This window comes from Bacillus mexicanus (genome assembly GCF_050445615.1).
Classification (GTDB): domain Bacteria; phylum Bacillota; class Bacilli; order Bacillales; family Bacillaceae; genus Bacillus; species Bacillus mexicanus.
Map to the genome: position 1 here is coordinate 885,882 of NZ_JBCEYV010000001.1, position 12,063 is coordinate 897,944.

Annotated in this window: 3 protein-coding genes; all 3 read left to right on the top strand. The window is 43.8% G+C overall.

Translation table 11 applies throughout. The features are described 5' to 3' along the window. Positions 1-51: 51 nt before the first annotated feature. The 3 genes from AAGG74_RS04785 to xynC all read left to right on the top strand — a co-directional run bounded on the left by AAGG74_RS04785 (position 52) and on the right by xynC (position 10,966). A complete protein-coding gene (locus AAGG74_RS04785; protein ID WP_429674690.1) occupies positions 52-7,899 on the top strand; it encodes an amino acid adenylation domain-containing protein in 7,848 nt (2,615 codons plus the stop codon). 184 nt (positions 7,900-8,083) lie between these two features. Further along, entirely contained in the window at positions 8,084-9,628 is a 1,545-nt protein-coding gene (locus AAGG74_RS04790; RefSeq protein WP_429674691.1) for a glycoside hydrolase family 43 protein, read from the top strand. A gap of 66 nt (positions 9,629-9,694) precedes the next feature. After that, positions 9,695-10,966: a glucuronoarabinoxylan endo-1,4-beta-xylanase XynC gene (xynC, locus tag AAGG74_RS04795; protein WP_429674692.1), complete on the top strand. Its 1,272-nt coding sequence runs from the start codon at positions 9,695-9,697 to the stop codon at positions 10,964-10,966. The last annotated feature ends 1,097 nt before the right edge of the window (positions 10,967-12,063 follow it).

The window sequence follows — 12,063 nt, forward strand, 5'->3', positions numbered from 1 at the left end:
CTGCCGCCAGCCGCCTTCAAAACAGGAATGAAACCAACTGGAGGGATATGAATGTCAGAATTCAAACAACAGGAGTTGTTCTGGGGAAGTATGTTTCAAGCGGAAGACCGCCCCAGTGCATTCCCTTCGTTTCAAATGTCCAACACAGCATTAAAGCGTGATATAACGAGGGCATCTGACTGTATTCACAGCTCATTGAGTGAAGATGTATCACGCCGCATCCTGACCATGACGAATCAAACGCCGATGGCCGTCTATCTGGTTCTCCTGATCGGAATTGAAGCCCTGTTATACAAATACACAGGGGAAGAGAGGGTGATTACAGGGGTTCCAACCTTTGAAGACGAAACTGATGAGGAGCTTCGTTTAGATCAACTCCTGTTAATCAAACAGAATATCAATGCCGACAGTACGTTTAAATCGATATTCCAAGAACTGAAACATACGCTGGACGAAGCAATCTTATATCAAAACGTTCCTTTTGAGAAAATGGCCGGACAGCTGCCGCTGAATTACAATACAAATCATTTGCCGATCATCCATACGGTTGTGTCATTAGAGCAACTTCATTCTGATCGTTTCATAGAAACGGCTGCTTCAGATGCTTTATTTCAGTTTGCTATGGGGGAAAACTCGATTGATTTAAAGTTATTTTTTAATGACCAAACCTATGACCGCGAGTACATGATGCAGGTAATCGGACATTTAAATCGTCTATTTTCTATCATATTATTTCAGCCCGACCTCACCCTCGGCCAAGTGAATATGTTATCTGAAGCGGAGACAAATACATTTCTCCTTGACTATCATTATACGAAAACAGCATATCCGCGGGATAAGACAATTACTCAGTTATTCGAAGCGCAGGTAAAACGAACACCGGATCAAGCAGCCGTTATTTGCGGTGAAAAGAAATTCACGTATCGCCAGCTCAATGAACGCGCCAATCAATTAGCCCGAACGTTAAGAGCCAAGGGCATCGGGAAGGACCGGCTCGCAGCCATTATCAACGATCATAGCATTGAGCTGGTCGTGGGAATACTGGCCGTATTAAAAGCAGGCGGTGCCTATGTGCCAATTGATCCTGGTTATCCGAAGCACCGCATCCAGTATATAGTAGATGACTCCGAAGCTGATATCATCTTGACAGAGAGCCATCTCCGACAACAGTTGGATCTTTCAGGCCCAATGGTTTTCATTGATGAAGAAAGCTCTTACCACAAGGACAGCACTGACCTTGAACCGATCAGCAGTGCGAAGGATTTAGCTTATGTCATCTATACGTCAGGCTCTACAGGCAAGCCTAAAGGTGTGGCGATTGAGCATCAAGGCTTAACCAATTATATTTGGTGGGCCCGCAAGGTATATGTCAAAGGAGAAAAAACCACCTTTCCGCTCTATTCGTCCATCGCTTTTGATTTGACAGTAACATCTGTTTTCACTCCGCTTATTACCGGGAATGCCATGATTATCTACGGAGGCGAAAACAAGGCGGTCTTGCTTGAATCCATTGTGCAGGATCCAAGAGTTGATATTATCAAATTGACCCCGGCTCATTTGCGGTTATTAAAAGAAATGAACATTCCTTCTGAGTGCGCCATTCGGAAATTCATCGTTGGCGGCGACAATTTAAGCACTGGGCTCGCCCGAAACATCATCAGGCAATTCGGCGGCAGAATCGAAATCTTTAACGAATACGGGCCTACAGAGACAGTCGTCGGCTGTATGATCCATTCCTTTGATCCGCAACATGACAGAAGGGAATCAGTGCCGATCGGAACCGCCGCAGACAATATGAACATTTCTGTACTCGATAAGAGCATGAAGCCGATGCCGATCGGCGTCCCGGGAGAAATCTATATCAGCGGGGACGGTATTGCCAGAGGTTATTTGAACCGGCCGGAATTAACAGCGGAAAAGTTTCTGCCGCACCCTTTTGTACCGGGGGCAAAAATGTACCGGACAGGAGACTTGGCCAGGCGGCTTCCGGACGGTAAGATCGAATACCTCGGAAGGGCCGACCACCAGGTGAAAATTCGCGGTTACCGCATTGAAATCGGTGAAGTCGAAGCCGCATTTATTCATATACAGCCGATTCAAGAAGCTATCGTTATTGCACACGAAACCGATGGAGAAACATCTTTGTGCGCCTATTATACAGCACAGCATTCTTTAACCGTAAGTGAAATCCGAGAACATCTGTCCCGGCAGCTTCCCGACTATATGATACCTGCTTATTTCATACAGCTGACAGCGATACCGCTTACGTCCAACGGAAAAATCGATCGTCAGGCATTGCCTGCTCCAACAGCCAATCTCACAGGTGATACCTATATAGCTCCGCGGACAGAGCTGGAAAAAACCCTAACCGAAGTGTGGGAGTCGGTATTAGGCGCAGAACGCGTCGGAATCGACGACCATTTCTTTGAGCTTGGGGGAGATTCAATTAAGTCGATTCAAGTGACTTCAAGCTTATATCAATCAGGGTATAAGCTTGACATCAAACACTTGTTCAAGCATCCGACAATCGCTGGTGTTGCTCCTTTTGCAGAGCCGGTCACGCGAATTGCTGAACAAGGAGAAATCAAAGGCCGATCGCTGCTGACACCGATTCAACACTGGTTTTTTGCCCAGCAATATCCTGATTCGCACCATTATAATCAATCTGTCATGCTTTATTTCAAAGAGGGGCTGGACGAATCGAGGCTTCAAAAAGTCATGAAGAAGATTACAGAGCATCACGATGCTTTACGCATGGTTTATGTTCCGACAGGCCACGGCTATGAAGCCCGAAATCGTGGGATCGATGAAGGAGATTTATTCAGCCTTGAAGTGTTCTCATTACTCGAAGAAACCAACCCGGCTCAAACGATAGAAACGATCTCCAACGGCATTCAGCAATCCATCCAATTAGCCGAAGGACCTCTCATGAAACTGGGATTGTTTCAATGTCAGGATGGAGATCATTTGCTAATGGCGATCCATCATCTAGTTGTCGATGGCGTCTCGTGGAGAATTTTACTTGAAGATATAACATCGGCTTATGAGCAGCTCGAAAACGGTGAAGCGATCACGCTGCCTAAGAAGACAGATTCCTACCTTTTATGGGCTGAACAATTGAAACGTTATGCAGAAAGTCACGAATTTGAAGCCGAAAATCGATACTGGTTCGAACAGCAGTATATCCCGCCATATACATTGCCAAAGGACAATGAACAGGATGCTGGTCTGGCCAAAGACAAGGAAGCGATCATCGTCCAATGGACAGCGGAAGAAACCGAATGTTTATTAAAAAAGTCGAACCGGGCCTATACGACTGACATGAACGATTTATTGCTGACAGGACTTGGAATGGCTATCTATCGTTGGACCGGCCATGAAGACATTCTCATTAGTCTGGAAGGGCACGGCAGAGAATCTATTTTTCAAGACCTTGATATATCACGTACAGTGGGATGGTTCACAAGCCAATACCCTGTTTCTCTCCAAATCAAAGCGGATCAAGATATCTCACAGCGTATTAAAACAGTAAAAGAGCAGCTGCGTCAGATTCCCCAAAAAGGAATAGGATATGGTTTGATCAAATATTTATCCGATCATCCGAAAGCACCTGACTGGACAGGACATCCGGAAATCAGCTTCAATTACCTCGGCCAATTCGATCAAGATGTCCGAAATGGAAAAATCGAGATCTCCCCTTACTCCGGCGGGGAAATTGCCAGCGACAGGCATCCCATTACCTATGCGCTCGATATAAACGGCATGATTTCAGACGGGCAGCTCTCACTGGCTATCAGTTACTCTGGAAAACAATATCGAAGAGAAACAATAGAAAGATGCGCCGATCTCTTAAAGAGCAGCCTGCAACAAGTTATCGAACATTGTACAGCTCAAGAACAAATTCAACTGACGCCTAGCGATATTTCGCTAAAAGACATCACAATCGCAGAATTAGACCAATTTGCTCAGCAAACACAGCATATTGGCGACATTGAAAACATATATCCGTTAACCCCCATGCAGAAAGGTATGCTGTTTCACAGCTTAATCGATTCAGCTTCCAGAGCTTATTTTGAACAAGCCGCTTTTGATCTCAAAGGAGATTTGGATATCGAAGCCTTTACAATGAGTTTATCGCAGCTGGCAGACAGACATGAGATTCTTCGGACTCATTTTCATACGGATTGGAAAGATCAGCCTCTACAAATCGTATTTCGAAAAAAACCGATCGAAATAACCGTTGAAGATATTCGAACCATGAAGGATGAACAACGCGCCAAGTTCATCGCCGACTTTGTACAAAAAGATCAAGCAAGAGGATTCAACCTTACTCAAGATGCGTTAATGCGTGTCTCAATCCTTCGTACAGAGGACGACCAAGCACGAGTGATATGGAGCTTCCATCATATTTTAATGGATGGCTGGTGTATGCCTCTTATTACGAAAGAAGTGTTTGAAACCTATTATGCAATTCTCGATAGAAGGAAACCGAAACGGGAAGCCGTTCCCCCGTACAGCCGGTATATCGAATGGCTGGAAGATCAGGATCATAAAAATGCTTCAGCCTATTGGCAGAAATATTTGAACGGCTATGAAGGGAAGACTGTTTTGCCGAAAGAACCTGTTTCAAACCAATCTACTGGATATCACAAACAAAGGCTTGCATGTCATCTGGGAAAACAGCTTTCTGAGGAAATCAAACAGACCGCAAGCCAACATCACGTCACCGTAAACACTTTGATACAAAGTGCATGGGGCTTGCTGCTGCAGCGATATAACAACAGTCAGGATGTCGTTTTTGGAACGGTCGTATCCGGCCGGCCGGCAGAAATCGCAGGTATTGCATCTATGGTCGGTTTATTTATCAATACTATTCCCGTACGTATTTCCGCTCAGCCTGAAATGACCGTTGAACAAGTATTGAAGATGAGCCAAGATCAGGCACTGGCTTCTCAGGCATTTGATACATTTCCATTGTATGAAATACAGGCTCAAACCGAACAAAAGCAGCAGCTGATCAGTCATATTATGGTGTTTGAAAATTATCCGGTCGAGAAACAAATGGAGCACTTGAAACAGGATCGTGACGCGTTGAACATTCTCAATTTTCATATGGAGGAGCAAACCCATTACGATTTCAATTTCATTGTCATGCCTGCAGAAGAAATCGACATTCATTTTGTGTACAATGGCAACGTCTATGATCATGATAGTGTCAAACGGATGAAAGAGCATTTTCTGCAAATCATTAAGCAGATGGTGAAAAACCAGACAGCGCACATTCGAGATTTAGATATAGTGACAGCTGACGAACGCTCGCTATTTGTCGAAACATTCAATAATACGGCAGCAGAGTATCCAAAGGAAAAGACACTTCATCAATTGTTTGAGGAACAAGTGCAACGTACGCCTGATCAAGCGGCTGTTATCTTCGGAGAAAAACAGCTGACATACCGGGAACTGAATGAAAGAGCAAATCAACTTGCCAGGACATTGCAATCAGAAGGCGTGCATCTAGATCAGCCAGTCGGGATTATGTCCGAACGTTCATTGGAAATGATCATAGGACTCTTTGGGATTTTAAAAGCCGGGGGCGCGTATGTACCGATCGATCCGAGTTATCCAGAAGAGCGTATTCGATATATATTGGAGGATTCGGATACGAAGCTGTTGTTAACACAGAGTCATTTGAGGAAGGGCGTACCTTTTAAAGGGAAAGTGTTGGATCTGGAAGATCCGCGATTCTTCAAGGAAGATGCTTCGAACTTGAAGAAAACAGCCAGTCCGAATCACTTAGCTTATGTCATCTATACTTCAGGATCAACGGGCAAACCGAAAGGAGTGATGGTGGAGCACCGATCCGTCGTCAACCGTCTCGTTTGGATGCAGGAAAACTACCCGCTGGACAAGCAGGATGCCATTCTGCAAAAAACCCCTATTACCTTTGATGTATCGGTGTGGGAGTTGTTCTGGTGGTCGTTAACAGGTTCAAAAGCAGTATTGCTGCCAAACGGAGGAGAGAAGAACCCTGACATCATTTTAGAGACGATTGCGAAAGAAAATATTACCGTTATGCATTTTGTACCTGCGATGCTGCATGCTTTTCTCGAATCCATGGAGCAGAAAACCGACGACGAATTACAGAGAAAGCTGGCGTCATTAACATATGTATTTGCAAGCGGCGAGGCTTTAACGCCTGCGCACGCTGCCGGATTTCATCGCAGCATCACACCGGTAAGCGAGGCTCAAATCATCAATTTATACGGGCCGACAGAAGCAACGATTGATGTATCGTATTTTGAATGTGAAACGGGAGAAACGCTCGACTCAGTTCCAATAGGTAAACCGATTTCCAACATTCAATTGTATATCGTACAGCCTGAATCAGAACTTCTTCAGCCGCTCGGTGTGCCAGGAGAGCTGTGTATCGCAGGAGACGGGCTTGCGCGTGGCTACTTGAACCGTCCGGAGCTGACAGCTGAAAAGTTTGTAAATCACCCATTTGAAGCAGGAAAGCGGCTTTACCGGACAGGAGACTTAGCAAGATGGCTGCCCAACGGTAATATCGAGTATATAGGGCGAATCGATCATCAGGTGAAAATCCGCGGGTACCGGATTGAACTCGGCGAGATCGAAACGTCGTTATTACAACTCGATGCAGTCAAAGAAGCAGTTGTCACCTCAGTTGAAGAAAAGGGCTCCAAGCAGCTCTGTGCCTACTTGACAGGGGACAAAGCACTGAATGCAATCCATTTGAAGGAGAAATTGCTGCAAAAACTGCCTTTATATATGATTCCAGCCTATTTTGTACAAGTAGACAAGATGCCAATCACTAGTAATGGTAAAATCGACCGAAAAGCTTTGCCGGCTCCTGAGAAAAATAAGGTGGCCGGAACTGAGTACACAGCACCGAGAACACCAATTGAAAAACAGCTGGCTGAGATATGGAAGAGCGTTTTAGCCCTCAGTAACCCGGGAATAAAAGATCACTTTTTTGACGTTGGCGGCCATTCACTCAAAGTATTGCAATTGATTCATCAAATGAACGCCAATATGGGAATCAAAATGCATTATCAAGCCGTATACGATTTTCCAACCATCGAAACAATGGCACGCGCCATTCTAACCGAGGTGTTCGAATCCAAGACAAATAATGTATTTGTGAAGCTGAATCAGGAAGGTTCAATCCCTGTATTCTGTTTCCCGCCTTTAATCGGGTATGGGCTGGTTTATCATGAAATGGCGAAAAGGCTTGACGGCGATTGTACCGTCTATGCCGCTGATTTCTTGGAAGATCAGTCTCAAAAAGAGATCGTTGACCAATATGCAGAAAGCATGATGCGCATTCAGGAAAAAGGGCCGTTTGTTTTGCTTGGTTACTCCGCAGGATCAAATGTGGCTTTTGAGGTTGCTAAAACTTTGGAGCAGCGGGGACGTATCGTATCTGATGTGATAATGCTGGATTCTAGAATGACCGTTACGGTTACGCATTTATCGGAACAGGAAATAGAAGAGATCGTCCAACTGAATATGGACATTATTCCAGATTACTACAGAGAACTATTAACCATTCCTTCGATTAAGGATAAAATCAGAAGCTACCTTGCGTATCACAATGAACTGATCAATTCCGGCGCCATCAATGCCAACATACATCATTTGTTGTGCGGCGATTCGACCGATAGAGGGTGGTCGCAATCAACTGCACAGCAGTACCTTGAGTACAAATTAACAGGAGATCATGTGACAATCTTTGAACCTCAGCATATCGAAGAAAATGCAGATGCAATTCGAACGATTATCAAAAGGATTGCAGAACGGGTTCCTCAAGGACTTGCTGTTAATGAACAACTGTCAACGGAATCGTTTGCCGGAGATAGGAAGTTTCACAAAATATAAATAATCTAATACAACATGCCGCTGAGACAGTTAGCGGCCATTTTTTTATGAGAAAGAGGAGCGTAAAATCCTATGTTTGCAACAATTCACGCTAGAAATTTTCCATTTTTATGCATTCTTTACGACCTGTTGTCATCAAATTTTAAAAGAAACCCCATTTTAAGAAAAAGGAGGATGTTAACTTATGATGAAAAAACGCAGCGTATGTTTATGGGTTCTAGCTTTATTTTTATTATGGAGCTGCTTCACCGGGAAGTCTGCGTATGCCGTCAGTACCACAATTGCAAAACATGCAGGGAAATCAAATCCGCTGATAGACCATCATTTGGGAGCGGATCCGTTTGCACTGACATATAACGGAAGAGTCTATATTTATATGTCAAGTGATGACTACGAATATAATAGTGACAGGACGATTAAGGATAATTCGTTCGCCAATTTGAATCGAATTTTTGTCATCTCTTCTGCGGACATGGTGAACTGGACAGACCACGGAGCCATTCCAGTTGCAGGTGCCAATGGGATAAATGGCGGCAGAGGAATTGCGAAATGGGCGGGTGCGTCCTGGGCTCCGTCAGTCGCAGTGAAAAAGATAAATGGCAAGGACAAATTCTTCCTTTATTTCGCAAACGGCGGCGGAGGGATCGGGGTTCTCACTGCAGACAGCCCAACCGGTCCATGGACAGATCCGATCGGAAAGCCGTTGCTTACAACAAGTACACCAGGAATGTCCGGTGTTGTGTGGCTTTTTGATCCGGCAGTATTCGTAGATGATGACGGCACCGGCTACCTGTACGCCGGCGGAGGCATCCCTGGCGGCTCAAATCCAACACAGGATCAATGGGCAAATCCGAAAACAGCAAGAGTCATCAAATTAGGGCCTGATATGACCAGTGTTGTGGGAAGTGCATCTACGATTGATGCGCCTTTCATGTTTGAAGATTCGGGAATGCATAAATCTAACGGAACCTATTACTATTCTTATTGCATCAATTTCAGCGGCGTGCATCCGGCCGATAAGCCGCCAGGTGAGATTGGCTATATGACCAGCTCAAGCCCCATGGGTCCCTTTACGTATAGAGGGCACTTCCTGAAAAATCCGGGTGCTTTTTTCGGGGGCGGCGGCAACAACCATCATGCGGTTTTCAATTTTAAAAACGAATGGTATGTGGTGTACCATACTCAAACTGTCAGTTCCGCTCTGTTTGGGGCTGGTAAAGGATACCGATCTCCCCATATTAATAAGCTTGTGCATAATCCAGATGGATCCATTCAAGAGGTGGCGGCAAATTATACAGGCGTAACACAGCTTTCCAATTTGAATCCATATAACCGGGTAGAAGCTGAAACATTTGCCTGGAATGGACGCATTTTAACAGAGGCATCCTCAGCACCCGGCGGACCGATCAATAATCAGCATGTCACAAACATTCATAACGGAGATTGGATTGCTGTAGGTAATGCAGACTTCGGAGCGGGCGGTGCCAAGACGTTTAAAGCCAATGTAGCATCGGCTGCAGGAGGGAAGATAGAAGTTCGTCTTGACAGTGTAAACGGTAAGCTTGTAGGAACCTTGGATGTTCCTCCTACAGGCGGAGAGCAATCTTGGAGAGAAATAGAAACTGCGGTAAACGGCGCAACAGGTGTGCACAACGTATACTTTGTATTTACCGGAACAAATACAAGAAACTTGTTTCACTTTGATCACTGGCAGTTTACGCAAAGATAGCAAAAGCGACGAAGCTGATTGTTGCACAATTCAAAAAGCCATTCATCATATGGAGGAGAGGAAAAAATGATGTCATGCGTAAAAAAACCAATTTGTGTATTATTGATGTGCTTCACTATACTATCAGTCATATTTACCGGGCCAGGAGCTGCTGAAGTTTTGGCAGCAAGCGATGTAACCGTTAATGTATCTGCAGAAAAACAAGTGATTCGCGGTTTTGGAGGAATGAATCATCCTGCTTGGGTCGGAGATCTTACAGCACCTCAAAGGGAAACCGCTTTTGGCAATGGACAGAATCAGTTAGGCTTTTCTGTTCTCAGAATCTATATAGACGATAACAGAAATAATTGGCACAGAGAAGTTGCAACTGCAAAAAGAGCGATAGAGCACGGAGCATCTGTGATTGCCTCGCCTTGGAATCCCCCAAGTAACATGGTTGAGACCTTCAATCATAATGGGGATACATCGGCTAAACGGCTGAGATACGATAAGTATGCCGCATACGCGCAGCATCTTAACGATTTCGTTACCTTTATGAAGAATAATGGTGTGAATCTGTATGCGATTTCTGTTCAAAATGAGCCTGATTTTGCACACGACTGGACATGGTGGACGCCGCAAGAAATACTTCGCTTCATGAAGGAAAACGCCGGCTCGATTAATGCCCGTGTCATTGCGCCTGAATCATTTCAGTACCTAAAAAATATATCAGACCCCATTTTGAACGACCCACAGGCGTTTAGGAATATGGATATTCTTGGCGCTCATCTGTATGGTACTCAGATCAGTCAGCTCCCTTATCCTCTTTTCAAACAAAAAGGAGGAGGGAAAGAGCTGTGGATGACGGAAGTATACTATCCGAACAGTGACAATAATTCAGCAGATCGCTGGCCCGAGGCATTGGGGGTTTCAGAGCATATTCACCATTCAATGGTTGAGGGAGATTTTCAAGCTTATGTATGGTGGTACATTCGCAGATCATACGGTCCTATGAAAGAAGACGGCACGATCAGCAAACGCGGTTACAATATGGCGCATTTCTCGAAGTTTGTGCGTCCCGGCTATGTAAGGATCGATGCAACGAAAAATCCTAATGCAAACGTTTACGTGTCAGCCTATAAAGGTGACAACAAGGTCGTTATTGTTGCCATTAACAAAAGCAACACAGGGGTCAACCATAATTTTGTGCTGCAGAACGGATCTGCTTCTACAGTATCTAGATGGGTCACGAGCAGCAGCAGCAATCTTCAGCCTGGAACGAATCTCAATGTAACCGACAATCATTTTTGGGCCCACCTTCCAGCCCAAAGCGTGACAACATTTGTCGTAAATCGTTAAGGGCGTCTAAGCAAGCGATGCGCCGGGTATAATCTAGGAAACTTTTAAGCAAAACATTTGCTGAAATTCAACGCTCTTCTATAGTCTGAAAAAGCGATGTTCCAATCGGAATATCGCTTTTTTCATCTCGTATCTCGTTTGAAGCGTATGTTTCAAGGCCGAGGTAAATGACGAGAGAAGCATAACGATACAGTGCATCTGAAAAATGAAACTACCTGTCCCAAACATAGAGAACAGATAGCCTATAGAATAAATAAAAAATAGCAGTACTAAAATAATACGTCTAAAGAAACTAGAGTAGGATGCAGTATTCCCCGAGCTAACATTTTACCAATTTTTTGGGTTTGAGTTATTAGCAAATTGCATGATTAAAGAGAGTGCCAAATTGACAGCTCAAAATAGAATAAATATCTTACGAGGATAAAAAAGTGAAGGTCAAACCAATGGGAAACGAAGTATTTAATTGGGTTTACATGTTCCGAAGCACTCGAAAAAGGAAATGATTTAGAAGTTCAAATGAAGTATAACTATATCTATATTTTAAATTATACCTATTTAATCGGTATAAAATTCAGAGAGAAGAACCTTTGCACTGCATAGTCATTGTTGTTTTGATAATAGAAAATGCATATTAATATTCCGTTATACAAAAAATGGTCCAAGCGAAAACTTGTTAAGCGCAATCTCAACTAAATAGATGAAATAGCAATATTGTGATCATAGTAGTGAGGCTGTTGATACTCTTATCAGCAGCTTTTATAAAACGTTTTTCTGGCTATGAATTGCTATTTCTCGCCATCTTTAAATTCCTTCATTAGCATACTCTTCTCAATCTAAGATATGTAAAACCTTCATTCAATTGCATTGAGTCCCCCGAGAATCTTCTCTGTCTTTATATAAAGCCCAAACCTCATTCTATTGATCATCCAAGAAGCTATTTACTGCTTTCTCTTTTTTCGGGTTCGATACTCACTGATATTTACATAAACAGATATAAAAAATGATGCAGAGGCATTCACCTTTTTTCGTTTTAGCTAGCAAAATGAACGATCGCTGGAGTTTTTTCTGCATATGATAGCTGGAACTATTCAAAAAGG